26 protein-coding genes are annotated in these 22,866 nt (G+C 44.7%); 2 read left to right on the top strand and 24 right to left on the bottom strand.

Annotated features, from left to right (window positions below):
* Nucleotides 1-16 precede the first annotated feature (16 nt).
* From HC660_RS08720 to HC660_RS08675, 10 genes are all read right to left on the bottom strand, one after another.
* Nucleotides 17-784 carry a ribonuclease HII gene (locus tag HC660_RS08720; protein ID WP_168747810.1) on the bottom strand — a complete coding sequence of 256 codons (768 nt, stop codon included), beginning with the start codon at nucleotides 782-784 and terminating at the stop codon, nucleotides 17-19.
* 70 nt (nucleotides 785-854) lie between these two features.
* Nucleotides 855-1,703 (bottom strand): ribosome biogenesis GTPase YlqF, encoded by an 849-nt coding sequence (gene ylqF, locus HC660_RS08715; protein ID WP_010334231.1) that lies wholly within the window; start codon nucleotides 1,701-1,703, stop codon nucleotides 855-857.
* A gap of 144 nt (nucleotides 1,704-1,847) precedes the next feature.
* Nucleotides 1,848-2,195 (bottom strand): 50S ribosomal protein L19, encoded by a 348-nt coding sequence (gene rplS, locus HC660_RS08710; protein ID WP_010334229.1) that lies wholly within the window; start codon nucleotides 2,193-2,195, stop codon nucleotides 1,848-1,850.
* Nucleotides 2,196-2,334: 139 nt separating this feature from the next.
* The gene (gene trmD, locus HC660_RS08705; RefSeq protein WP_010334228.1) at nucleotides 2,335-3,066 is read right to left on the bottom strand and encodes a tRNA (guanosine(37)-N1)-methyltransferase TrmD; all 732 of its coding nucleotides are present in this window, start codon (nucleotides 3,064-3,066) and stop codon (nucleotides 2,335-2,337) included.
* Nucleotides 3,063-3,587 carry a ribosome maturation factor RimM gene (gene rimM / locus HC660_RS08700; RefSeq protein WP_010334227.1) on the bottom strand — a complete coding sequence of 175 codons (525 nt, stop codon included), beginning with the start codon at nucleotides 3,585-3,587 and terminating at the stop codon, nucleotides 3,063-3,065. Before rimM ends, trmD begins: the two co-directional genes overlap by 4 nt.
* A 4-nt stretch (nucleotides 3,588-3,591) precedes the next feature.
* On the bottom strand, nucleotides 3,592-3,978 hold the full coding sequence (locus HC660_RS08695) for a YlqD family protein (protein ID WP_168747808.1): 387 nt from the start codon (nucleotides 3,976-3,978) through the stop codon (nucleotides 3,592-3,594).
* Between the two features lie 121 nt (nucleotides 3,979-4,099).
* Nucleotides 4,100-4,345 carry a KH domain-containing protein gene (locus tag HC660_RS08690; RefSeq protein ID WP_024121381.1) on the bottom strand — a complete coding sequence of 82 codons (246 nt, stop codon included), beginning with the start codon at nucleotides 4,343-4,345 and terminating at the stop codon, nucleotides 4,100-4,102.
* Complete coding sequence (rpsP, locus tag HC660_RS08685; RefSeq protein WP_003220815.1) at nucleotides 4,345-4,617, bottom strand: 30S ribosomal protein S16; 273 nt, start codon at nucleotides 4,615-4,617, stop codon at nucleotides 4,345-4,347. Before rpsP ends, HC660_RS08690 begins: the two co-directional genes overlap by 1 nt.
* 105 nt (nucleotides 4,618-4,722) lie before the next feature.
* Nucleotides 4,723-6,063: a signal recognition particle protein gene (gene ffh / locus HC660_RS08680; protein WP_024121380.1), complete on the bottom strand. Its 1,341-nt coding sequence runs from the start codon at nucleotides 6,061-6,063 to the stop codon at nucleotides 4,723-4,725.
* Nucleotides 6,064-6,076: 13 nt separating this feature from the next.
* Complete coding sequence (locus HC660_RS08675; RefSeq protein ID WP_003238590.1) at nucleotides 6,077-6,409, bottom strand: putative DNA-binding protein; 333 nt, start codon at nucleotides 6,407-6,409, stop codon at nucleotides 6,077-6,079.
* 178 nt (nucleotides 6,410-6,587) lie between these two features.
* Here HC660_RS08675 and HC660_RS08670 point away from each other — a divergent pair, with 178 nt between their 5' ends.
* Complete coding sequence (locus HC660_RS08670) at nucleotides 6,588-7,073, top strand: Ig-like domain-containing protein (RefSeq protein ID WP_168747807.1); 486 nt, start codon at nucleotides 6,588-6,590, stop codon at nucleotides 7,071-7,073.
* Between the two features lie 60 nt (nucleotides 7,074-7,133).
* On the opposite strand, the gene ftsY is transcribed toward HC660_RS08670, so the two are convergent.
* The 13 genes from ftsY to HC660_RS08605 form a co-directional block, all read right to left on the bottom strand.
* Nucleotides 7,134-8,123 (bottom strand): signal recognition particle-docking protein FtsY, encoded by a 990-nt coding sequence (gene ftsY, locus HC660_RS08665; RefSeq protein ID WP_044155917.1) that lies wholly within the window; start codon nucleotides 8,121-8,123, stop codon nucleotides 7,134-7,136.
* Between the two features lie 19 nt (nucleotides 8,124-8,142).
* Complete coding sequence (smc, locus tag HC660_RS08660; protein ID WP_168747805.1) at nucleotides 8,143-11,703, bottom strand: chromosome segregation protein SMC; 3,561 nt, start codon at nucleotides 11,701-11,703, stop codon at nucleotides 8,143-8,145.
* 100 nt (nucleotides 11,704-11,803) lie between these two features.
* A complete protein-coding gene (gene rncS, locus HC660_RS08655; RefSeq protein WP_010334220.1) occupies nucleotides 11,804-12,553 on the bottom strand; it encodes a ribonuclease III in 750 nt (249 codons plus the stop codon).
* Between the two features lie 139 nt (nucleotides 12,554-12,692).
* The gene (acpP, locus tag HC660_RS08650) at nucleotides 12,693-12,926 is read right to left on the bottom strand and encodes an acyl carrier protein (protein WP_003154310.1); all 234 of its coding nucleotides are present in this window, start codon (nucleotides 12,924-12,926) and stop codon (nucleotides 12,693-12,695) included.
* Nucleotides 12,927-13,010: 84 nt separating this feature from the next.
* Entirely contained in the window at nucleotides 13,011-13,751 is a 741-nt protein-coding gene (gene fabG, locus HC660_RS08645; RefSeq protein ID WP_010334219.1) for a 3-oxoacyl-[acyl-carrier-protein] reductase, read from the bottom strand.
* Nucleotides 13,744-14,697 (bottom strand): ACP S-malonyltransferase, encoded by a 954-nt coding sequence (fabD, locus tag HC660_RS08640; protein ID WP_168747803.1) that lies wholly within the window; start codon nucleotides 14,695-14,697, stop codon nucleotides 13,744-13,746. The genes fabG and fabD overlap by 8 nt, the downstream gene beginning before the upstream one ends.
* 18 nt (nucleotides 14,698-14,715) lie before the next feature.
* Entirely contained in the window at nucleotides 14,716-15,717 is a 1,002-nt protein-coding gene (plsX, locus tag HC660_RS08635) for a phosphate acyltransferase PlsX (protein ID WP_168747801.1), read from the bottom strand.
* Between the two features lie 13 nt (nucleotides 15,718-15,730).
* Nucleotides 15,731-16,297, bottom strand: coding sequence for a transcription factor FapR (gene fapR, locus HC660_RS08630; RefSeq protein ID WP_168747800.1), 567 nt, complete (start codon nucleotides 16,295-16,297; stop codon nucleotides 15,731-15,733).
* A 107-nt stretch (nucleotides 16,298-16,404) separates the two neighbouring features.
* Nucleotides 16,405-18,453: an ATP-dependent DNA helicase RecG gene (gene recG, locus HC660_RS08625; protein ID WP_010334214.1), complete on the bottom strand. Its 2,049-nt coding sequence runs from the start codon at nucleotides 18,451-18,453 to the stop codon at nucleotides 16,405-16,407.
* Nucleotides 18,431-19,333 (bottom strand): L-serine ammonia-lyase, iron-sulfur-dependent, subunit alpha, encoded by a 903-nt coding sequence (gene sdaAA / locus HC660_RS08620; protein WP_029441254.1) that lies wholly within the window; start codon nucleotides 19,331-19,333, stop codon nucleotides 18,431-18,433. Before sdaAA ends, recG begins: the two co-directional genes overlap by 23 nt.
* Nucleotides 19,334-19,356: 23 nt before the next feature.
* Entirely contained in the window at nucleotides 19,357-20,019 is a 663-nt protein-coding gene (gene sdaAB / locus HC660_RS08615) for an L-serine ammonia-lyase, iron-sulfur-dependent subunit beta (RefSeq protein WP_010334213.1), read from the bottom strand.
* A 139-nt stretch (nucleotides 20,020-20,158) separates the two neighbouring features.
* A complete protein-coding gene (locus HC660_RS08610) occupies nucleotides 20,159-21,817 on the bottom strand; it encodes a DAK2 domain-containing protein (protein WP_168747798.1) in 1,659 nt (552 codons plus the stop codon).
* 15 nt (nucleotides 21,818-21,832) lie between these two features.
* Nucleotides 21,833-22,195 carry an Asp23/Gls24 family envelope stress response protein gene (locus HC660_RS08605; RefSeq protein ID WP_010334211.1) on the bottom strand — a complete coding sequence of 121 codons (363 nt, stop codon included), beginning with the start codon at nucleotides 22,193-22,195 and terminating at the stop codon, nucleotides 21,833-21,835.
* Between the two features lie 278 nt (nucleotides 22,196-22,473).
* Here HC660_RS08605 and rpmB point away from each other — a divergent pair, with 278 nt between their 5' ends.
* A complete protein-coding gene (rpmB, locus tag HC660_RS08600) occupies nucleotides 22,474-22,662 on the top strand; it encodes a 50S ribosomal protein L28 (RefSeq protein ID WP_003221548.1) in 189 nt (62 codons plus the stop codon).
* Nucleotides 22,663-22,734: 72 nt separating this feature from the next.
* Here the strand turns inward: rpmB and spoVM are convergent, their stop codons facing one another.
* Nucleotides 22,735-22,815 (bottom strand): stage V sporulation protein SpoVM, encoded by an 81-nt coding sequence (gene spoVM, locus HC660_RS08595; protein WP_003221545.1) that lies wholly within the window; start codon nucleotides 22,813-22,815, stop codon nucleotides 22,735-22,737.
* Between the last annotated feature and the right edge of the window lie 51 nt (nucleotides 22,816-22,866).

Raw genomic sequence — 22,866 nt, 5'->3', positions numbered from 1 at the left:
CTCCTTGTTCATTAGATTATCTGTAAGATTGAACAGGAGCGAAAGTTTTCCGGTGCAAATCGGTCGGTCCGTAGGCTGCGAGCGCTTCAAGATGCTCTTTTGTTCCATAGCCTTTATTTTTTTCAAAGCCGTACTGCGGATACTTTTCTGCATATGCGCTCATCATCCGGTCCCTCGTCACTTTCGCAATACAAGCACCTGCAGCGATAGATACGCTTTTGGCATCGCCTTTTATAATTGAAGACTGAGACGTATCGAGCGGCAGTGTCATCGCGTCAACGAGCAAATAATCGGGTGTATCGGACAAATCGCGGATTGCTTCGACCATTGCCAATTTTGAGGCTTCATAAATATTGATCTCATCAATAACAGCTGCTTCTACAATTCCTATACCGACTGCCACAGCTTCTTTCATAATGAGATCGTAATATTCCTCACGCTTCTTTTCTGTAAGCTTTTTTGAGTCTGTGAGTCCAAGTATTTCGCATTCCTCAGGAAGGATGACTGCGCTGGCGACAACCGGTCCTGCCAATGGGCCCCGGCCTACTTCGTCTACTCCTGCAATAAAACGAAACCCCTTGTTTCTCGCAAGCCTTTCATAGGAGGTCATATTTATCCACTGTTCTTTTAGCGCTTTTTCCTTCGCGTGCTTTTTCAGCCATTGCTCTACAAGCGCTTGTACGCTTTTTCTCGGATCATTTTCACACTGGACAAGAAATGGGTCCTGGTCATCTTTTACCCCTTGCAGACGGTCTCTAATGTCTTTTACGGTTAATGTATTCACTTTCTCTTCTCCCTTACTGTATGTATCGGTCGGGTCAGGAAAAAATAAAGACCCGCATTTCTGCGGGTCTTTACATCGTCGGCTGTTCGAATGACAGCCTCCCGAACTTTTCTGTGCGGATATCACGAATAATCACTTCAGTCGTTTTATCGTAGTTAATAAGCCCCCCGCTCATGAGGCAGCCGCGTTTTTCACCTATCGCATCAAACAGCTCCGCGATGTCTTCGGGTATCTCATCGAGCCCGTAGCGCTCTTTAAGCCGTTCAGGATAATGTTCTTCGAGAAAACGGAGGCCAAACACGGCTACATCCTGTAGATTGATAATCGAGTCTTTAATAGCCCCCGTGACTGCCAGCCTCAACCCGACAAGCTCGTCCTCAAATTTAGGCCATAGAATCCCCGGAGTGTCTAAAAGCTCTAATTCTTTTCCGACTTTGACCCATTGCTGAGATGTTGTGATACCCGGTCTGTCTCCGGTTTTCGCAATATTTTTCTTTGCCAGCCGGTTGATAAGCGTTGATTTTCCGACGTTCGGAATGCCGATGATCAGCGCCCGGATCGCCCTTGGCTTCACACCTTTTGCCCTCATCCGGTCAAATTTCTCCTGCAGGATATCTTTTGAAGCCGGAACGATTTGATTTAATCCTTGGCCGTTTACAGAATTAATGGACAGAGAGCGGATTCCTTGGTTCTCAAAGTGCTCTTTCCACTGCTGTGTAACTGCCGCATCTGCTTTGTCAGCTTTATTTAACAGCATAATCCTCGGCTTATTTTTTAAGATGTCTTCAATCATTGGGTTTCTTGAGGACATCGGAATTCTGGCATCTACCAATTCATATACGATATCGATTAATTTTAATTTTTCGGTTACTTCCCGTCTTGCCTTTGCCATATGGCCAGGGAACCACTGGATTGTCATGTGACACGAACACCGCCTTTATCTTCTGAGTGTGCAAGATTCTTAGTTGTTCTTTATGTATTTTACGATGCCTGACCGGCATTTTCAAATTCTATATAAAAAAAGAGCTTGTTACTGGTAACAAGCTCTTTTCGTTCGTTATCATTATCGTCTGATTTCTTTAATACGAGCCGCTTTTCCGCGAAGTTCACGTAGGTAGTAAAGCTTAGCACGGCGAACTTTACCGTAACGTACAACTTCGATTTTCGCGATTTTTGGTGTGTGTACAGGGAAAGTACGTTCAACGCCAACACCGTAAGAAATCTTACGAACTGTGAACGTTTCGCTGATTCCACCACCACGACGCTTAATCACAACACCTTCAAAAATCTGGATACGCTCACGGTTACCCTCAACAACTTTTACGTGTACACGTAAAGTGTCACCAGGACGGAACGTAGGAAGATCAGTACGAAGCTGTTCTTTTGTGATATCTTCAATTAGTTTTTGCATCGTTTTCAACTCCTTCCAACAGATGCTCTTGGCCACAAAACCCGGCACAGCGGAACATCGTTTTCAAGCTTTCAACGGATAAGCCCGCTCAAGCCACAAGTAGTATCTTATCACAATTTCATAGCCTATGCAATAAAATCTATTCTTTTTCCCATTCAGAAATCCATTTTCTTTCTTGCTCTGTAAGCGGATAGTCTTTCAGGAGATCCGGGCGTCTTAAATAGGTTCTTCTGATCGATTCTTTATTCCGCCATTCTTTGATTTTAGCATGGTTTCCTGATAGAAGTGTTTCAGGCACTTTTAAACCTTTATAATCTGCCGGTCTTGTATAATGCGGATGCTCCAAGAGCCCCGTACTGAACGAATCCTCTATGTGGGAAGCCTCTTTGCCAAGCACTCCCGGAAGCAGCCTGACAACACTGTCAGCAATCATCATCGCAGGCAGCTCACCGCCTGTCAGAACGAAGTCGCCAATTGATATTTCATCGGTCACCAAATGCTCACGGATTCGCTCATCATAGCCTTCATAATGGCCGCAGATAAACAGCAAATGCTCTTCCTTTGCCAATTCCTCGGCTTTTTTTTGAGTGAAACGCTCACCTTGCGGGCAGACGAGGATAACGCGCGGCGGACTGTCTGCTTTTGAGGTCAGGTCCTCAACCGCGTCAAAAACAGGCTGAGGCTTCAGCACCATACCTGCTCCGCCTCCGTAAGGATAATCATCCACTGTATTATGCTTGTTATCAGAATACTCCCGGAAATTGACGATCTGGAACTGCACTGCTTCTTTTTCTTGGGCTTTTTGAAGAATGGATGAACCGAGCACTCCTTCAAACATGTCAGGAAACAGTGTCAAAAAATCGATTTTCATTCGTCTATTAATCCTTCCATGAGTTGAATCTCAATTTTCTTTTCGCTGACATCAATCTGTTTGACGACTGATTCAATGTAAGGGATCAGCGCGTCTTTTTTACCTTTACGCTCGATTACCCATACATCATTGGCTCCCGGTGTTAAAATTTCTTTCACCTTTCCGATCAGTTCGCCTTCTTCAGTAAAAACTTCACAGCCGATAATTTCGTGGAAATAAAATTCTCCCTCATTCAACTCACCCAAATCCTCTTCCGGAACTTTGATGATGGCGTTTTTCAGTTCCTCTACTTCATTCAGGCTTTGTCTTTCTTTAAACTGCAGCAGATGAAATTGCTTATGCAGCCTGTACGTGTTTACCGTTACCTCTATCGGTTCTTGGCGTCCGTCCATAAACAAATACAGCGTGTTGCCCGGCTTGTACCGTTCTTCGGCAAAATCCGTTTTTGAAATGACTCGCACCTCGCCTTTAATTCCGTGGGTATTTACAATTTTACCGACATTAAACCATCGCTTTGTCATATGATCACCTCTGGCGAATTTCAATTACTGTTCCGTCTTTTATGACGATGGTGTTTGCTGCTGTTTTCTCATGCCAGTCATCCCCGACTCTAATGGTCAGCAGCGCATCGATTTCCTTTTCTTTCATTTCACTGCCAAGCGGTAATGTATGTACTTGGGTAATTTGAAAATCGATCATTTTCATATTATCTTTTCGTTTTTCTATTGCCTTTTTAAATTGTTCAATCACATCTGGGTTCTGCTGTTCTTTTTCATGTTTTCTAAGCTGAAAATAGAGCTGGCTGCATTCTCGTTCAAGCATTTGTTTCTTTTCTGTGAAAGTAGATAACAGCTTTTCTTTGCTGTGCTCGGTTAAGACTTGCATAACGGCTACACGGTGAATAATTTGCATCGCACCAAGCTCCCTGCTTTTAAAACTTTTTCAAGACCAGACGTTTCTATCTTGTCTTATCTTCTATCAGTTTACCCGTTTTTTGCGTGTAAAAAAAGGGGAGGTGCCGGCCCTCTCCCTTTTAGTCAAATATTTCAAATTGAACTTTCTTAGAAGACTGTGCGCCAGCTGCAAATACAGCTGTTCGAATCGCTTTTGCAGTCCGGCCTTGCTTCCCGATAACTTTACCGGTATCTGACTTATGAACAGATAAGCGCAGCGCAATCTTTTGATCGGTTTCTTCTCTTATGACCCGAATGTCATCTGGATGATCAACAAGCGGTGTCACAATAGTGACAATCAAATCTTCCAAGTGTTGATCAGTCATTACTTGCCTTGTTTAGCGTTGTGGAATTTTTCCATGATTCCTTGGCTAGAGAACAAGTTGCGAACTGTATCAGATGGTTTCGCTCCAGTTTGAAGCCATTTAAGAGCAAGCTCTTCATCAATTTTTACTTCCGCTGGTTTTGCAACCGGGTTGTAAGTGCCGACTGTTTCGATGAAACGGCCGTCACGCGGTGAACGAGAATCTGCTACAACAATACGATAGAAAGGAGATTTTTTTGCTCCCATACGTTTTAAACGAATTTTTACTGCCATTTTACTAGCACCTCCGAAAATATTTCAACAAGATAGTATATTAACAATGATAAAAGTGTTTGTAAAGTGTTTTTTCTTAACAACGGTTTTATCATGTATAACCGATTACATAAAAGGTAACTTAAATCCTTTTTTCTTTCCTTTTGACATGTTTGTCATTTGCTTCATCATTTTTTTCATTTCGTCAAACTGCTTAAGCAGACGGTTGACTTCCTGTACGGACGTCCCGCTTCCTTTTGCAATCCGCTTGCGCCGGCTGGCATTAATGATATCCGGCTGTTCTTTTTCAAGAACAGTCATCGATTTAATGATCGCTTCCACATGATTCAGCTGCTTTTCATCAACTTGAATATTTTTCAAGCCTTTCATCTTACCTGCACCCGGCATCATTTGCAGAAGCTCATCCAGAGGCCCCATGTTTCTGACCTGCCCGAGCTGCTCGAGAAAATCGTCCAATGTGAAGCTCATTGTTCTCATTTTTTGTTCCAGCTCTTTGGCCTTGTCTTCATCGACGGTTGCCTGAGCTTTTTCAATCAATGTTAACACGTCACCCATGCCGAGAATCCTTGATGCCATGCGTTCAGGATGGAAAGCCTCTAATGCATCAAGCTTTTCGCCTAAACCGGCGAATTTAATCGGCGTGTTTGTCACCGCACGAATGGAAAGTGCGGCACCCCCGCGCGTGTCTCCATCAAGCTTCGTTAACACAACACCGGTTAAACCGAGCTGTTCGTTAAAGCTTTTGGCTACATTCACGGCATCCTGCCCGGTCATTGAATCGACAACCAGAAAGATTTCTTCCGGATTCGCGATTTCTTTCACTTGGGTCAGTTCATCCATAAGCTCATGGTCGATATGCAAACGGCCTGCTGTGTCCAAAATGACATAATCATAGTGTTCTTCCTTGGCTTTTTCAATGGCCTGCTTGGCTATTTCTACAGGGCTGACCTGATCACCAAGGGAAAAAACAGGCATGTCGAGCTGCTTGCCGAGCGTTTCCAGCTGCTTAATTGCAGCAGGACGGTAAATATCGGCAGCAACCAGCATCGGTTTGCGATTGTGCTTTTTGCGCAGCAGATTTGCAAGTTTACCGCTTGTTGTCGTTTTACCGGCACCCTGGAGACCAACCATCATAATAACAGTTGGCGGCCGCTTCGCGACGGCAATTTTGCTTTCTTCGCCGCCCATCAGCTCTGTCAGTTCCTCTTTAACGACTTTAATGACCTGTTGGCCGGGCGTCAGGCTTTTCATGACGTCTTGGCCTACAGCCCGTTCACTTACTTTTTTCACAAAATCCTTTACTACTTTAAAGTTAACGTCAGCCTCAAGCAGCGCAAGACGAACCTCACGCATCATTTCTTTTACATCTTGTTCGCTGACTTTCCCTTTTCCGCGGATTTTAGAAATCGTCTGCTGCAGTCGGTCGGCTAATCCTTCAAATGCCATAGTTTGCCGCCTCCTAATCTAATTTCTCAAGCGCTTCAATCAGAGCTGTAATTTCTTCCTCTTCTTTAGAACCGGAAGCAAGCTCCTTCAGCTTATTAAACATCTCTTTACGCTCCTGAAACTTTTTCAAAAGGAGCAGCTTTTCTTCATATTGTTCAAGCATCGCTTCTGTTCGTTTGATGTTATCATAAACAGCTTGTCTTGAAACCTCATATTCTTCGGCTATTTCGCCAAGGGAGAAATCGTCCAAATAATAAAGAGACATATAGCTCTTCTGTTTAGACGTCAACAACGACTGATAAAAATCAAACAGATAATTCATTCTCGTTGTCTTTTCGAGCGACATATGAGCTCTCCCCTTTGTTAAGTCAAATCCCTTTACGATAACTTAGTTTACATGGTTTTAATGTGAGTGTCAAGTTTTTATCTTGTCAAAGGAATGATCACTTTTTCCAATATTAACTAAACAACATCCAAATTATTCCGATATTTTATATGAACCATATTTAAAAGGAGGATTTCACATGAAAAAAATCGGTTTATTGTTTATGTTATGCTTGGCTGCCGTGTTACCATTTATTTTTCCCGCCCAGCAAGCAGCTGCGGCCGGAGTCCCTTATAAGGCCTCCATCTCAAATATTAGCACGGACGGAGGCGTGTACGGCAAAATCAATTACGGACAGGGTCAATTTTGGCGAGTTAAGTACAATATTACGATAAGCGGTACATTGCTCGACGAAAATGGAGTGCCAGTGCCAAACACACCAGTCAGCTTCGAAGCAGATACGAAAGTCGGGAATACAACAAAGACAGCTGCAGGAACAACCGATGAAAACGGAAAGTTTGACGTTCCAATGTATTTAGGACCTGCCGCTGGCTACTACACGTATTACACATCTGTTTCCGTTCATTACTACGACATCATCCCATTCAGGGTTTATTCCGGTGATGCGAGATTGCTATCCACTGATAACAGCCTTTATCATTTCGCCTATCAAGTGAGACGATAACAAAAACAGCCCCCTAGGGTTTTGGGGGCTGTCTGTCTATAATCGGTGAACCCAAAAATATTAATCCTCCGCTTTTTCCACTAAATCTGAAAAGAGGCCGTATACGTAAGATTCAGCGTCAAACTCCTGAAGATCATCAACTTTTTCTCCTAATCCGACTAATTTAACCGGGATATGAAGCTCGTTGCGAATCGCAAGGACAATACCGCCTTTTGCAGTGCCGTCAAGTTTTGTTAAAGCAATTCCTGTTACGTTTGTTGCTTTCGAGAACTCCTTCGCCTGCGCCATTGCGTTTTGGCCAGTCGTGGCATCAAGGGCGAGCAGCACCTCATGAGGCGCTTCCGGCACTTCTCTTTCGATAACACGCTTCACCTTTTCGAGCTCCTTCATCAGGTTTACCTTGTTTTGAAGACGCCCTGCCGTATCACAAATTAACACATCAGCTTCTCTCGCTTTGGCAGCGTGAACAGCATCATAGATGACAGCCGCAGGATCGCTGCCGGCCGCCTGTTTAATGACAGGCACACCAGTACGTTCTCCCCATACTTCAAGCTGTTCAATCGCTCCTGCTCTGAAAGTGTCTCCGGCAGCAAGTACAACAGACTTTCCTTCTTGCTTTAGTTTATGAGCAAGCTTTCCGATCGTTGTCGTTTTGCCGACTCCATTTACGCCGACTAGAAGAATGACATTTAAACGCCCTTCCTGAATGTTCAGCTCAGATATTTGTTCGTCTCCGCTGTTATAAATCTCCACCAGCTTTTCAGAAATAACAGACTGCACTTCCTGCGGATCTTGAATATTTCTGCGCTTCACTTCTTTTTTGAGCTCGTCTATCAGCTCCATAACCGTTGTAAAACCGACATCAGCACTGATCAGAACCTCTTCAAGCTCTTCGAAGAAGTCCTCATCAATTTTACGGTAACGGGACACGAGATCATTCACTTTATTTTGAAAGGAGTTTCTCGTTTTTTCAAGGCCGTCCTTAAATTTTTCAGATACGGAATCTGTCTGCTTTGTGATTTTCTCTTTTAATTTTTTAAAAAAACTCATCTTATAACCTCTTTCCTCGTTACTGAACGAATTCTTTTGTCTCTTCCAGCTTCACTGAGATGACCTTAGAAACACCTGACTCCGGCATTGTCACGCCGTAAAGCACATCGGCTTCCTCCATAGTGCCTTTTCTGTGGGTAATCACAATAAACTGGGTATCGGCGCTGTATTTTTTCAAATACTGCGCAAACCGGAACACATTTGCTTCGTCAAGTGCTGCTTCTACCTCGTCAAGAACACAAAAAGGCACAGGGCGCACCTTTAAAATTGAGAATAAGAGCGCAATAGCAGTAAGCGCACGCTCTCCGCCAGACAAAAGGTTTAAGTTTTGCAGTTTTTTTCCCGGCGGCTGCGCGATAATTTCTACTCCGGAATGCAGCAGATCATTCGGATCGGTAAGCCTTAATTCCGCTCGCCCTCCTCCGAATAAGGAGCGGAAGACTTGATCAAAGTGTGAGCGGATTTGGACGAATGTGTCGTTAAAGCGTTTCGTCATCTCTTCGTCCATTTCCTCAATCACTTGAAACAGGGTATTTTTTGCTTCTGTTAAATCTTCTTTTTGCTCTGACAAGAATTGATAGCGTTCGTTAACCCTCTCAAACTCATCTATGCTTCCGAGGTTTACCGTCCCAAGCTCTTCTATTGCGAGTTTAATCAGCTTCACGCGCTTTCTTGCTTCCTCAGGATCTGTTTCAAGCTGGTATTTCTCTTTGGCCCCCTCAAAGGACAAGCTGTATTCTTCCCGCAAGTATTGCAGCAAATTATCAAGCTCGACTTCCATTCGGCCTAGTTTTACTTCCTCGTCTTTTAAGAGCGTTGTTTTTTGTTTATACAGGCGTTTCATTTCTTTCAGCTCGCGCTCATACGTATCAAGCCCCTGCTGAAGTTTGATCCTCTGGTCGCGCCTTAACGCAATCAATTCAATTGTTTTTGTTTTGTCATTTAATTTATGTTTTGCGGCCTCTTCCAGTTTTTCTTCGCCGCTTGTGCTTGATGACATTTCTGACGTTAAGAAGCTTAGGTCCTCTTTCGCCTCTTTTAAAGCAAGCTCTGTTTCTTGGAGCTCTTTCTTTAATCTAGCGAGGTTGTCCTCTTCGCTCTGACATGCTTGCTCTTTTTTCGCTGCTGCGATCTTCAGCTCAGTCAGCTCATTGGAGAGAGACTCTTTTGTAGAGGACTGTGTCTGTTTTTGTTTTGTCAGTCTTTCAATATCCTCTTCAAGCTGTTTCATCTTTTCAGATACGGAAGAAAGCTTTTCTTCCAGCTCGCGTTTGCGCGCTTTCTTCTCTCGATCGCTATCTGACAGAGCTGATTTTTCTTGATCATAGAGCTCTAAGTGAGTATTGATATTCTTCTCAGCAACTTGAAGCTCATACAGCTGGCCTTTCACATCCTGCTGCTTCACTCTTAAGCCTTCCCCGGCCTCTCTTAAATCAGCCAGTTTTTTCTCCATCTCCTGAATGGATTGCTTAAGGGTTTTGACCTCTTGTTCAAGCTGCGCTGTTTTTTCTTCCATCTCAGCCAGCCGCTGGGTGACATCCTCAAGTTCCCGGCTTCTTCCTAACAGGGAGTTGTTTTTCTTTTTAACAGCGCCCCCCGTCATTGAACCTCCAGGATTCACGACATCGCCCTCGAGAGTTACGATGCGGTACCGGTGCCCAAGCAGCTTCGCAAGCTCGTTTGCGCCTTTTAAATGCTCTGTAATCAAAACGGTGCCGAGCAGGTTTTGAATGATACGGCGATACGCGGGATCAAATGTGACAAGATCACTGGCAACCCCGAGAAATGAAGGATGCTGCTTCGCAGTTGCCACGTCCCTGCTTTGAAGCTGACGGTCTTTGATGACAGAAAGCGGCAGAAATGTCGCCCGGCCGAACGAATTCTGTTTCAAATATTGAATTGCTTTACGGGCGGACTGTTCATCATCGGTCACAACATGCTGTGCTGAAGCTCCGAGTGCTATTTCAATAGCCGTTTCATACTTTTGTTCTGTTGACATCAGCTCAAGGACAGCCCCGCGAATTCCGCCAAGCCGCTCTTTCGCTTTCAGCACCTCTTTAACACCCTGATAAAAGCCGGAGAAATCTCCCTGCATTGTCTCAAGCATGTCTTTTTTCGACCTCGCCTGCTGGACGTATTGGTATGCTTGGTAAAGAGCAGATTCATTTTTCTCATACTGACGCTTTTTCTGTTCGTATTTAACCTGCATTTCTCGATACGCGCCGACTTGGCTGTGAATCTCCTGCTCTATGCGGGCAAACTCGGTTTCACATGCAGCTTTTTGGGCGGTAATATCGCGCCGTTCCTGCAGATGCTTTTCATTATTATCAGCCAGCCTCTGTTGGATAACTGCTGATTGGGACATCTGGTCATCGAGCAGCTGGAGCTCATTACGAATCGATGCCTGGCTGTTTAACAGCTCAAAGTAATCGCTTTTCAGCTGCTCAATTTTCTCTTCGACATTTTCATTGTGAAGACTGAGAGCCTGCTGCTTTTCCTTCACCTGTGCTTTTAAATCTTTGACTTCTGTCTGAAGCGCTTCAAAGACAGCTTCCTGCTTCGCAAGATCTTCTTTCAGCACAGCTTCTTTTTGCTGAAACTGTACGATGGCTTCTTCAAGCTGTTCGCGGTTTTGCACAGCGTTTTTTTTGCGTTCTTTCAGTACTTCTTTGCGCCCCTCCAGCTTTTCAAGCTCCTCACTTGTCACAAGCAAGACTTGCTGGAGCTCGTTCACTGATTCATCGAGCGCTTGAATTTTGTCGCGCGCATCTTCGATTTTCGCTTCTTTTGCTGAAATAGCAGACGATTCAGCAAGCTCTTCTTCCTTTGCGGCTTGCACTTTCTCCTGAAGGCTTGACCATTTGGCGTGCAGTTCTTCAATATCATAAGCGGTCAGCGCAATTTCAACGTGCTCAAGCTCTTTCTTTTTCTCCAGGTAGTCTTTCGCGATTGAGGCCTGTATTTTAAGAGGTTCAACCTGACCTTCCAGCTCATGTAAAATATCTTCTACCCGATTTAAATTATCCTGGGTTTCAAACAGCTTGTTTTCTGCTTTTTTCTTTCTCGTTTTGTATTTGAGCACCCCGGCTGCTTCTTCAAAGATACTGCGGCGGTCCTCCGCTTTGCTGCTCAGGATTTCTTCCACTTTCCCTTGGCTGATAATCGAAAATGCTTCTTTTCCAAGTCCTGAGTCCATAAATAAATCAATAATATCTTTTAAGCGGCACGGCTGATTGTTAATTAAGAATTCACTCTCGCCAGATCTGTACACACGCCTTGTGACACTGACCTCGTGGAAGTCAATCGGCAAAAAATGATCGTCATTATCAAGCGTAAGCGTAACTTCGGCAAGATTTAACCGTTTTCTCGAATCACTGCCGGCAAAAATAATATCTTCCATTTTTCCGCCGCGAAGGGAACGAGCTGATTGTTCTCCAAGAACCCAGCGAATAGCGTCTGTGATATTGCTTTTTCCGCTTCCGTTCGGGCCGACAACCGCAGTGACGCCTTTTACAAAATCAACGGAAATCCGTTCTGCAAATGATTTAAATCCTATAACGTCTAAACGTTTGAGGAACATAGCGATCCTCCTTATGTAATAAGTATTTCAATTTTATCATAAACATGGATGAAATAAGACGGCAAACATACTGAAATCCCCCTTATAGCTTAGGGGGATTTTATTGTTTCGTATGGTGTTTTTGCAATTTAGCTAGAGCTTCCTGAGCAGCGTGCTGTTCGGCTTCTTTCTTTGAACGGCCGTTTCCGACTCCGAGTGGTTCACCTTTTAGAGATACGATGGCTTCGAATTCACGGTTATGGGCAGGTCCTTTTTCGTTGGATATTTTATACTCCAGCGAGCCTTTGCCGTCACGCTGCACGTATTCCTGCAGCTGGCTTTTAAAATCCATCACATGAGAAAAAGCACCATCGTTTATTTTAGGGAACACATAGACTTTTAAGAAACTTTCGACCGGCTCTAATCCCTGGTCAAGATACAAGGCTCCGATAAATGCTTCGAAGACATCCGCCAAAAGCGCAGGACGTTTTCTGCCGCCTGTCATTTCCTCGCCTTTCCCCAATAGGACAAGATCGCCGAATGACAGTTCGTGAGCCAATGAAACGAGAGACGGTTCGCATACAATCGCGGCTCTCAATTTCGTCAAATCTCCTTCACTCATAGCCGGATACTTGGCAAATAAGAATCTGGAGATCGTCAGTTCCAAAACAGCGTCACCTAAAAATTCAAGCCTTTCATTATCTTCATACGGCTTTTTCCGATGCTCATTCACATAAGATGAATGTGTAAATGCTTGATACAAAAGCTTTTCATTTTGAAAGTGAACCGAGATCCGTTCTTGAAACTCTTTAAATTGTTCTATTTTTTTATAGAACTTTTTCTTATCTTTGTAATGTGAGTGTTTTGACATAGTAACCTCCATAGGCACATCAGGTTCACCGCGCTTCTCTGACTAAACCGGATACAGCGCGCGTAAAAGCGGCATGCTGTAATAACTGCACGAATAAAGGGCTAAAGCCCCGCGTTTCGGCGGGACTTTTAGCATCAGCTTATTGCTGGTTTTGTATGTAGTTCACAGCGTCGCCGACTGTTGCAATCTTTTCAGCATCTTCGTCAGAAATTTCCATATCAAACTCGTCTTCAAGTTCCATAACAAGCTCAACTACATCTAGGGAATCAGCACCTAAGTCTTCCTTGAAAGAAGCTTCAAGTTTGACGTCTGCTTCATCAACGCCAAGGCGATCTACGATGATTTTCGTTACACGCTCTAATGTATCTGCCATAGCAATTCACCTCCCCTCAAGTATTATAGTGGATTCGTTTTTAAAAAACTAGAGTAACTATGATGAAATTTTCAAGAAAAAAACTTACATTACCATTCCACCGTCAATATGAAGGGTCTGGCCTGTCATATAACGCGCTCCCTCTGAAGCTAGAAACGTCACGACGCTGCTGACATCGCTGGGATCGCCAAAGCGAGCGAGCGGAATTTGTTTCAGCATTTCATCTTGAACATCTTTCGCAAGCTTATCTGTCATATCAGTTGAGATAAATCCAGGTGCAATTGCATTAACGGTGATATTTCGGCTTGCAAGCTCTTTAGCTGAAGATTTCGTTAAGCCGATCACACCTGCTTTTGCAGCCACGTAGTTGGCTTGTCCAGGATTTCCGCTGACGCCGACAATAGATGATACGTTAATAATCCGGCCTGAACGCTGCTTCATCATTTGTCTTGTGACAGCTTTCGTACAGTTGAAAACACCCTTCAGGTTAATGTTAATGACATCATCCCACTCATCTTCTTTCATTCTCATGATGAGATTGTCTTTTGTGATTCCGGCGTTGTTCACTAGAATGTCGACCGTAGAGAAAACAGAAATCGCTTCTTTTATCATGTTTTGTACATCTTCAGGATTTGATACATCGGCTTTGACAGCAATTGCTTTTCTGCCCATTGATTTGATTTCATCTACAACTTCATTTGCTTTCGCTTCGCTGCCTGAGTAGTTAACGACAACATTTGCACCGTTTTTGGCCAGGTCAAGGGCGATTGAACGGCCGATTCCGCGGGATGCGCCAGTGACAACAGCTGTTTTTTCATTAAGCATTCTCATTCTCCTCCTTAAGCGTTTGAATTGCCAGTTCAATCGTTTCCGGGTCTGATACGGCAATGGTTTTTAAGCGTCTGTTTACTTTTTTCACAAGGCCTGAAAGCACTTTGCCGGGACCGATTTCAATAAACGTCGTAACACCCTCTGCAATCAGTTTGTTAACAGTTTCCTCAAAACGAACCGGGGAGTACAGCTGCTCAATGAGTTTTTCTTTAATCTCTTCCTTATCTGTCATCACATCTGCAGAAACATTTGAGATCACCGGCACATCTGCGTTTTTCAGTTCACAGGAGTCCAAAACTTCTTTCAGCTTTTCAGCGGCAGGCTTCATCAGTTCAGAATGGAACGGACCGCTTACGTCAAGCGGAATCGCTCGTTTAGCGCCGTTCTCTTTAGCCTGTTCAGATGCAAGCTCTACTCCTTTTGCCGTTCCGGAAATAACAATCTGTCCGGGACAGTTGAGGTTGGCAAGCTGCACAAGGTGGCCGTCCTCAGTGACTTTATCGGTTACTTGTTTCAACGCGTCGGCATCCATGCCGAGAATAGCAGCCATCGCTCCTTCTCCGGCCGGCACCGCTTCGTTCATGAACTCACCGCGTTTTCTGACAGTATAAACAGCGTCTTTAAAGCTCATTGCGCCAGCCGCCACCAGTGCAGAATATTCTCCAAGGCTGTGTCCGGCTGTGAAATCAGGTGTAATGCCTGATTCTTTAAATTTCTCAAGCACAGCAATGCTAGTCGTCAGCAAAGCAGGCTGCGCATTGTATGTAAGCGTTAATTCTTTGGCATCACCTTCAAAAATCAATGAGCTGAGCTTTGTTTCCAATGTTTCGTCCGCTTCATCAAACAGACGTTTTGCAGCAGGCACCTGCTCATAAAGCTCTTTTCCCATGCCGATAAATTGTGATCCCTGACCAGGGAATAAAAATGCAATCTTACTCATGATGTTAAAACCTCCAGACTATTCATCTGTTTTTTCTTCTTCTTTTACTTCTTCTTGGATGAGCGCAGCCACATTTTGGCTGACCATCTCTCTGGCTTGGCGGATCGCATGGTAAACCGCACGGGCATCAGACGAGCCGTGTGCCTTGATTACCGGCGCTTTCAAACCGAAAAGGCTTGCTCCACCGTATTCGGAATAATCCATTTTCATTTTCATTTCTTTCATCTTCGGCTTCAGCACAGCTGCCGCAAGCTTAGATGTAAAGTTTGACGTGAGCGCTTCTCTCATCATTTTAAAAATGGACATCGCAGAGCCTTCAAGCGTTTTGAGTGTAACATTCCCGGTAAATCCGTCCGTTACTACGACATCTGCTACATCGTCTAAAAGGTCACGCGCTTCCACGTTTCCGATAAAGTTGATGTTTGCCTTTTTTAATAATTGGAACGCCTGCTTCGTCAGTTCGTTTCCTTTTTTATCTTCTGTTCCGACATTCAAAAGTCCGACTCTCGGTGAAGTCACACCCCGGACTTGCTGGGAATAAACAGAACCCATAATGGCATATTGAACGAGATGCTCAGGTTTGGCATCTACATTGGCGCCGACATCAAGGAGCAGAAATCCTCCGCCTGAAACAGTCGGCAGTGTCGGTGCAAGCGCAGGGCGGTCAATTCCTTTAATTCTTCCCACAATAAACAGGCCGGCTGTCATTAGCGCGCCGGTATTTCCTGCTGAAATGCAGGCGTCAGCTCTGCCTTCCGCAACTTCCTGCGCCATCAGGACCATAGAAGAGTTCTTTTTTCTCCGCACGGCGCGGACCGGTTCGTCCGTAGGCTCAATCACTTCATCTGCGTGCAGCACCGTGATGCGATCTGATGATGTTGTTAAATATGATTCTATTGTAGTCTTGTCACCGACAAGTGTAATATGAAGATCATCAAATGACTCTATCCCCTTCATAACTCCGTCAATAACAGCTTTGGGAGCGTGGTCTCCTCCCATTGCATCTACAGCTATTCTCATGCATGCTCCACCTTTATGAATGTTTTGAACGGTACATGTCAAAATGTCCAGAAAAAACAATTTCCTCTGCAACATAGCTGTTCACTTCGACAACCGTTCTTCCTTTTTCTTTATCAACCGCCGTTACTTTCGCTTTCGCAACGACACGTTCACCCTGCTTTACCTGCCTGGTAAAGCGGATTTCTGCGCTTGCAGTAAGCGCCAATTCGTCATCTATAATGGCAACGGCCAAGGAATTCGCCTGAGCAAATAAATGGTGTCCTCTCGCTATTTGATTCCGGCTGAATACATGCTCCTGTTTTATCTCTAAAATAGAAATCGCCTGATCATCCAGCTCAAGGTCAATAATTTCTCCGATGACTTCGTCTAATGACAGGGACTTCACTTCATCTTCAAGCGTTTTCTCTGCCACGTTCTTAATTCTTTCTCTCAGCTCCGGTATGGAAAGCTCCAAGCGGTCCAAACGAATCGTCTGAATGCTTACTCCGAATTTACCCGCTAATTCTTCATCTGTAATAAATGGGGTTGCTTTGATCGTCTGCTGAAGTAATTCCTGGCGTTCTTTCTTATTTCTTCTCATATCTAAACACCGTCCGGACAATTAAGACTAGGTACTAATAGTAGTATATAATTTCATAGATTGGAATGCAATGATTGTTTCTGGCTGAACACCAAAAACTTCTTACCTCAGCTCAATTTTTCCCCATCCATGACTCCGCTTTTCAGCAAATGCTCTCTTAGCGCCCCATATTCAGGGTCCTTCCAGAACACTTCCGAAGCCACAAGATTTGCAGCGTCCTGCCTTGCCGTTTCAAGCGCTCTGTAATCATGAACCATGTCCGCCACCTTAAACTCAGGCATTCCGCTTTGTTTTTTTCCAAAGAAATCCCCTGGGCCTCTCAGTTCCAAATCCTTTTCAGACAGTTCAAAGCCGTCATTGGTTTCCGACATGATTCTCATACGTTCTTTTCCTGTTTCTGATTTCGGATCAGCCATAAGAATGCAGTAGGATTGATGCTCGCCGCGGCCGACACGGCCGCGCAGCTGGTGAAGCTGGGATAAGCCAAAGCGATCGGCGTCGTAAATGACCATAATCGTTGCATTCGGGACATTCACCCCGACTTCAACAACAGTGGTTGATACGAGAATTTGACACGTATTCGCGCTGAATTCCCTCATCACCTGATCTTTTTCATCGGGATGCAGTTTTCCGTGCATAAGGCCGACGTTCCATGTTCCTCGAAACACCTCAGAGAGCATATTGTATACGTCTATGGCGTTTTGCACATCAAGCTTGTCTGATTCTTCGATCAGCGGACAGATAATATACGCCTGTCTGCCCTGCTTTAATTCTTTTTCGACGAATGCCAGAATGCGGTCCAGCATGTCATGCTTCACCCAATAGGTTTCGATTTTTTTGCGCCCCGCCGGCATTTCATCAATGACGGAGACATCCATTTCACCAAAAACAGTGATCGCGAGGGTTCTCGGAATCGGAGTGGCTGTCATAAAGAGAACATCGGGATCCTGCCCTTTGTTCCGAAGCTTCTTCCGCTGTTCAACTCCAAATCGATGCTGCTCATCCGTGATGACAAGACTTAGCGCTTTAAACTCGACCTCATCCTGAATTAAAGCGTGGGTTCCTACAAGGATATCAATCTCTCCCTCAGCAAGCCGCTCAAGCAATTCTCTTCGGCGCTTTCCTTTTACAGAGCTTGTCAGAAGGGCGACATTGATATCCCACTTTTCAAACAGTGAAACAAGCGAATCAGCATGCTGTTCAGCCAGAATTTCTGTCGGAACCATAAGCGCTCCCTGATAGCCGGATAAGATTGCGGCATAAAGCGCGATGGCAGCGATTGCCGTTTTTCCTGATCCGACGTCCCCTTGAAGAAGGCGGTTCATTCTGTATGGAGAAGACATGTCTGCTGTTATTTCGCGAAGCACGCGGGACTGGGCGTTGGTGAGGGGAAACGGGAGGCTTTTGACAAATTTCATGAGTTCTTCGTTTGAAAAACGCTGCCGTATCCCTTGTGACTGCTCTCTTTCCGCCTTTCGGAACGCTTGCATTTTCAACTGAAATAATAAAAATTCTTCGTAAACGAACCGGCGCCTGGCCAGCTTTAATGCCTCTCTTGTTTCTGGCTGGTGCATCGCTTTTAACGCCTGATGATAGTCCGGTAGCTTATAGCGGATTTTAAGATTTTCTGGAAGAGGGTCAGGTATTGAGTCCGCATATTGGGTCAGCCCGTGCTGAATAAAACGTCTCATCATTTTGACGGTGACATTTTCTTTCACGGAATAGACTGGTTCAATGCTCTTATCCTCTTGATGCGGCCCATTTTTCAATTCCTGAACAGAAATGGTCTGACGGTGCTTGTCCCATTTACCGGAAATCGTCACGACAGATCCCAGCGAAATCTTTTTCTTTAAATAAGGACGATTAAAACAAACGGCGGTGATTAAATAATGGCCGACAAGAAGGCGAAATGTCAGCCTGTTTCGTTTTTTTCCGTAATAGGTAAGAGAAGGCTCTGAATGAACCTTCCCTTCAACTGTGACTCTTTCATCATGCTTTACTTCTTCTAAATCCCTCAGCTCGTAGTCATCATAGCGATAAGGGAAATAATTCAGAAGATCAGAAATGTCATAAATACCGAGTTCATTTAATGTTTTTTCTGTTTCCGGCCCAATGCCCTTAATGTTGGCTATACTAGTTTGCTGATGTTGTTTCACTTGAACCCAGCGCTCCTCCGAATATTTTTTTCTCTAATTCTCTTCCCGTCGGGGTTGCCGCTAAACCGCCCTGGCCTGTTTCTCTAAGTGCAGTGGGCATCGTTTGGCCGATTTTATACATTGCATCGATGACCTCGTCACATGGAATCCGGCTTGTAATGCCTGCCAATGCCATATCAGCAGCAATCATCGCGTTGGAAGCGCCCATTGCATTCCGCTTCACACAAGGCACTTCAACAAGACCCGCAACAGGATCGCACACAAGGCCGAGCATATTTTTTAATGTAATAGCCATGGCCTCCGCACTTTGCTCAGGTGTTCCGCCTGCCATTTCAACAATTGCCGCAGCTGCCATGCCCGAGGCAGATCCTACCTCCGCCTGACACCCGCCGGCAGCACCGGAAATACTTGCATTATTTGCTACGACAAAACCGAAAGCTCCAGCCGTAAATAAAAAGCGGATCATTTGTTCTCTTGTCGGGTTCAGCTTCTCTTTCACGGCAAATAACGTACCCGGCACTACACCCGCAGATCCGGCAGTCGGTGTCGCACAGATTGTTCCCATGGCTGCATTTACTTCATTTGTTGCGACAGCTTTCGATACTGCATCTAAAATCAGCGGTCCCGATAAGCTTTTTCCAGATCGAATATAGGCTTGCATTTTAACTGCATCGCCGCCGGTCAGGCCTGTTTGACTCGTAACCCCTTCAAGCCCTTTTTGAACCGCCGCTTCCATAACAGTCAGATTGTGATCCATCTGCTGAAAAATCTCTTCTTTTGTTTTTTCTGTTACTTCCATCTCTTGAGCGATCATTACATCAGAGATCAATATCTGCTTTTCTTTGGTAATTTCAATTAATTCCTTTACATTACGAAACATAACTGGCTCCTCCTGACCCTTCGCTAGTCAGCAATCTTTGTCACTTGAATAATGTTCGGCAGCTTCGACAGCTCGTCGAGAACGTGGTCGTCAATATTCTGATCGACCTCTATTGTCATCAGCGCAAGCTGCCCAATATCCTTGCGGGCAACTTCCATATGGCCAACGTTGATTGAGAATTTCGCAAGGACATTGGCAACACCTGCAATGGTGCCAAACTTGTCATTATGAACAACTAGAATGGCAGGGTGGTTTCCAGACAGACGGAGCTCAAAGCCGTTTAATTCTGTGATTTCAATTTTTCCTCCGCCTATTGAAATTCCTGTCAGTTCAAGTTCTCCCTTACCATCAGAAATACTGATTCGAGCTGTGTTCGGATGAACCGGAACAGCGTCTTCGACTCGAAACTCTATATCAATTCCTTTATCTTCTGCAATTTGTATAGCGGTTTTAATCCGTTCGTCAAATGTATCAAAATCAAGCAGACCGCCGATGATCGCCACATCTGTGCCGTGACCCTTATATGTTTCAGCAAAAGAGCCGTAAAAGGACACAACGATGCGCTCAGGCTCCCTGCCAAATAAACTTCTGGCCACTCTCCCGATTCTCGCCGCTCCTGCTGTATGCGAACTGGACGGACCGATCATAACCGGGCCGATAATATCAAAAACGCTTCTGTATTTCATGCTATTCCTCCTTATGAAACAGAGCTTATAAGCGGCTTTGCTTCTAGACTAATTGATCGGATATAAAATGGCAAGCGGGCGCGTTACAGCGCTGCCGCACTTAAAAGCAGACATAAGAATAGAAGGGCAATTTGCCCTTCTATTCTGCAGAAACGATATACGAATACAGCGGCTGTTTTCCGTTGTGGATTTCAACCTCAATCTCCTCGTACTTTTCACTGAGATACGCTTCAAGCTCCTCAGCTTCTTCCTGGGATGCATCCTCACCATATAGGATAGTGACAATTTCGTCCTCTTCTCCGATCATTTCTGACAGCAGCATTTTCGCGGCTGACAGCTGATCTTCAGCAGTGCCGATAATCGTTCCATTCAGAATTCCCATAAAGTCGCCTTTTTTAATGTCTTTGCCGTCAATATGAGTATCTCTGACTGAGTATGTCACCTGTCCGCTTTTTACTTGCTGAATCGCACTTAGCATATTGGCTTCATTTGCTTCAGGTTCTTGATCCGGATTAAATGCCAGCAGTGCTGACATCCCTTGCGGAACCGTTTTGGCAGGAATGACAAAAACCCTATCACCCATCACACTTGCAGCTTGATTGGCAGCCATGATAATGTTGGAGTTATTCGGTAAGATAAACACAGCTTCAGCATTTACAGACCTTACAGCTTCGACAATATCCTCAGTGCTCGGATTCATCGTCTGGCCGCCTTCAATCACAACGGAAGCGCCAATGCTTTTGAATAGATCAGAAATGCCTTCTCCCATTGCAACAGTCACAATGCCGTACGGCTGCTTTGCCGCTTTCTCACTGTGAGCAGGCTCGCTGTCCTGGCTGATGATGGAAGTGTGCTGCTCTCTCATGTTTTCAATTTTGATTTTTATTAATTCACCGTAGTTTTGGGCATAGTTTAACACGTTTCCCGGCTCTTCTGCATGAATATGAACCTTCGCCAGAGACTCGTCTGCAATAACCAAAAGAGAATCCCCAAATTGGCTGAGGTCATTTCTGAATGTGCCTTCATCGAATTCTCTTTTATTCTGATCGAGCCTTACCATCACTTCTGTACAGAAACCGAATTCAATATCTTCCGTGTTCATCATACTCTGCGCGCTCTTATGATGCTCCGCGCTAACCATGTCATCAAGTGACGGGAGAACGGTTTTCTCAGGAACGGTCTCTCCTTTTAATGAAGCGAGAAAGCCTTCATACACACAAAGCAGGCCTTTGCCCCCGCTGTCAACGACACCAACTTCCTTCAAGACAGGCAGCAATTCTGGTGTCCGGTTTAAGGATGCCTCAGCTTCCTTTGTCACAGAAGTCATCAGCGCAATGATATCGGTTTCTTTTTCCGCCAAGGCCACCGCTTGTTTCGCAGCATCTTTTGCAACAGTTAAAATGGTACCCTCCACAGGTTTCATGACAGCTTTGTAAGCCATATCCACACCGGCTTGCAGCGCGGCGGCAAACTCTTTTGCATTAATTTCTTTTTTTGTTTCGATGCTTTTACTGAATCCTCGGAACAATTGGGACAGGATGACTCCTGAATTCCCTCTTGCCCCCATGAGCAATCCTTTAGATAACGCGGAGCCCACTTTACCGATATCACTTGTCTCCAAATGCTCCACTTCTCTTGCCCCGGAAGTCATCGACAGGTTCATGTTTGTTCCCGTATCACCGTCCGGCACCGGAAACACGTTGAGCGCGTCAACCGCACTCGCGTTTTGAGACAGATTCTGTGCTCCTGCAAGAATCATCTCGGCAAAGGTTTTGCCGTCTAATGTTCTGATAGACAATCCTACTCCTCCTAACTACGGGTTCGTCACTCGTACCCCTTGGACATAAATATTGACAGAATCCACTGCAAGTCCGACTGTTTGATTTACTGTGTACTTTACTTTTGTTTGGACGTTATGTGCCACTTCAGAAATTTTTGTGCCGTAGCTGACAATGATATACATGTCAATATGTATCTGTTCTGCTTCTTGGCGAACTTGAACACCTCTGCTGAAATTCTCTTTCCGAAGGATTTCAGTCAGTCCGTCTTTAATTTGGTTTTTAGAGGCCATTCCAACAATGCCGTAACAGTCAATCGCAGCTCCTCCGGCAACCATTGCAATGACATCATTCGATATATCAATCTGCCCGTATTTCGTTCTTAATTCAATGGACACACTAGTTCCTCCTTCGAATGCATAGAGTTACAGCTATTCTACTATATGAACTCCATTATGAAAAGAAAAGACGCGGCAATCGCTGCACGTCTCTTTACATATACTATAGCGCCGCTGTTTGTGCAAGATGTCAAGTGAATTTTCTTGAAAGATGATGAAACAATAGTTGCAAACGTTTTTTAGCTGTGGTAAATTATTTAAAGTATCCATATCGAAAGCATCTAAGAACATATGAAAGTGAAAAAGTAGATGTTTTGTGCAAGTGAGGAGGGAAACAAATGGCACGTAAATGCGTTATCACAGGTAAAAAAACAACAGCTGGGAATAACCGTTCTCACGCAATGAACGCTTCTAAGCGCACTTGGGGCGCGAATCTTCAAAAGGTTCGTATCCTTGTGAACGGAAAACCTAAAAAAGTATATGTATCTGCTCGAGCTTTGAAATCCGGTAAAGTTGAGCGTGTATAACAAAATGAACGCCTGCCCTGATATGTGGCAGGCGTTTTTATGTGGTGAAAGAGGGCTGTGAACCCCTGGGCTTTAATCTTTTCTAAATGAGCCCAGCATCGCCCGGACAATTCCTCCTAAAAACTTCGGCAATTTAATGGTGTAAAATTTCATTTTTGTCCCCTCCTATAAGTCCCGTAACCGCCTGTTCATCACTTTAAGGTT

It is taken from the genome of Bacillus mojavensis, assembly GCF_012648005.1.
GTDB classification, from domain to species: Bacteria; Bacillota; Bacilli; order Bacillales; family Bacillaceae; genus Bacillus; species Bacillus mojavensis.
The sequence above is the reverse complement of the archived record's forward strand: the minus strand, read 5'-3'. Positions and strand labels throughout refer to the sequence as shown.

Bases quoted from the DNA above. Each gene is read 5' to 3' on its own strand.
- ylqF (WP_010334231.1), bottom strand. From the start codon at position 1,703: ATGACAATCCAGTGGTTCCCTGGCCATATGGCAAAGGCAAGACGGGAA.
- rplS (WP_010334229.1), bottom strand. From the start codon at position 2,195: ATGCAAAAACTAATTGAAGATATCACAAAAGAACAGCTTCGTACTGAT.
- trmD (WP_010334228.1), bottom strand. From the start codon at position 3,066: ATGAAAATCGATTTTTTGACACTGTTTCCTGACATGTTTGAAGGAGTG.
- rimM (WP_010334227.1), bottom strand. From the start codon at position 3,587: ATGACAAAGCGATGGTTTAATGTCGGTAAAATTGTAAATACCCACGGA.
- HC660_RS08695 (WP_168747808.1), bottom strand. From the start codon at position 3,978: ATGCAAATTATTCACCGTGTAGCCGTTATGCAAGTCTTAACCGAGCAC.
- HC660_RS08690 (WP_024121381.1), bottom strand. From the start codon at position 4,345: ATGACTGATCAACACTTGGAAGATTTGATTGTCACTATTGTGACACCG.
- rpsP (WP_003220815.1), bottom strand. From the start codon at position 4,617: ATGGCAGTAAAAATTCGTTTAAAACGTATGGGAGCAAAAAAATCTCCT.
- ffh (WP_024121380.1), bottom strand. From the start codon at position 6,063: ATGGCATTTGAAGGATTAGCCGACCGACTGCAGCAGACGATTTCTAAA.
- HC660_RS08675 (WP_003238590.1), bottom strand. From the start codon at position 6,409: ATGTCGCTCGAAAAGACAACGAGAATGAATTATCTGTTTGATTTTTAT.
- HC660_RS08670 (WP_168747807.1), top strand. From the start codon at position 6,588: ATGAAAAAAATCGGTTTATTGTTTATGTTATGCTTGGCTGCCGTGTTA.
- ftsY (WP_044155917.1), bottom strand. From the start codon at position 8,123: ATGAGTTTTTTTAAAAAATTAAAAGAGAAAATCACAAAGCAGACAGAT.
- smc (WP_168747805.1), bottom strand. From the start codon at position 11,703: ATGTTCCTCAAACGTTTAGACGTTATAGGATTTAAATCATTTGCAGAA.
- rncS (WP_010334220.1), bottom strand. From the start codon at position 12,553: ATGTCAAAACACTCACATTACAAAGATAAGAAAAAGTTCTATAAAAAA.
- acpP (WP_003154310.1), bottom strand. From the start codon at position 12,926: ATGGCAGATACATTAGAGCGTGTAACGAAAATCATCGTAGATCGCCTT.
- fabG (WP_010334219.1), bottom strand. From the start codon at position 13,751: ATGCTTAATGAAAAAACAGCTGTTGTCACTGGCGCATCCCGCGGAATC.
- fabD (WP_168747803.1), bottom strand. From the start codon at position 14,697: ATGAGTAAGATTGCATTTTTATTCCCTGGTCAGGGATCACAATTTATC.
- plsX (WP_168747801.1), bottom strand. From the start codon at position 15,717: ATGAGAATAGCTGTAGATGCAATGGGAGGAGACCACGCTCCCAAAGCT.
- fapR (WP_168747800.1), bottom strand. From the start codon at position 16,297: ATGAGAAGAAATAAGAAAGAACGCCAGGAATTACTTCAGCAGACGATC.
- sdaAA (WP_029441254.1), bottom strand. From the start codon at position 19,333: ATGTTTCGTAATGTAAAGGAATTAATTGAAATTACCAAAGAAAAGCAG.
- sdaAB (WP_010334213.1), bottom strand. From the start codon at position 20,019: ATGAAATACAGAAGCGTTTTTGATATTATCGGCCCGGTTATGATCGGT.
- rpmB (WP_003221548.1), top strand. From the start codon at position 22,474: ATGGCACGTAAATGCGTTATCACAGGTAAAAAAACAACAGCTGGGAAT.
- spoVM (WP_003221545.1), bottom strand. From the start codon at position 22,815: ATGAAATTTTACACCATTAAATTGCCGAAGTTTTTAGGAGGAATTGTC.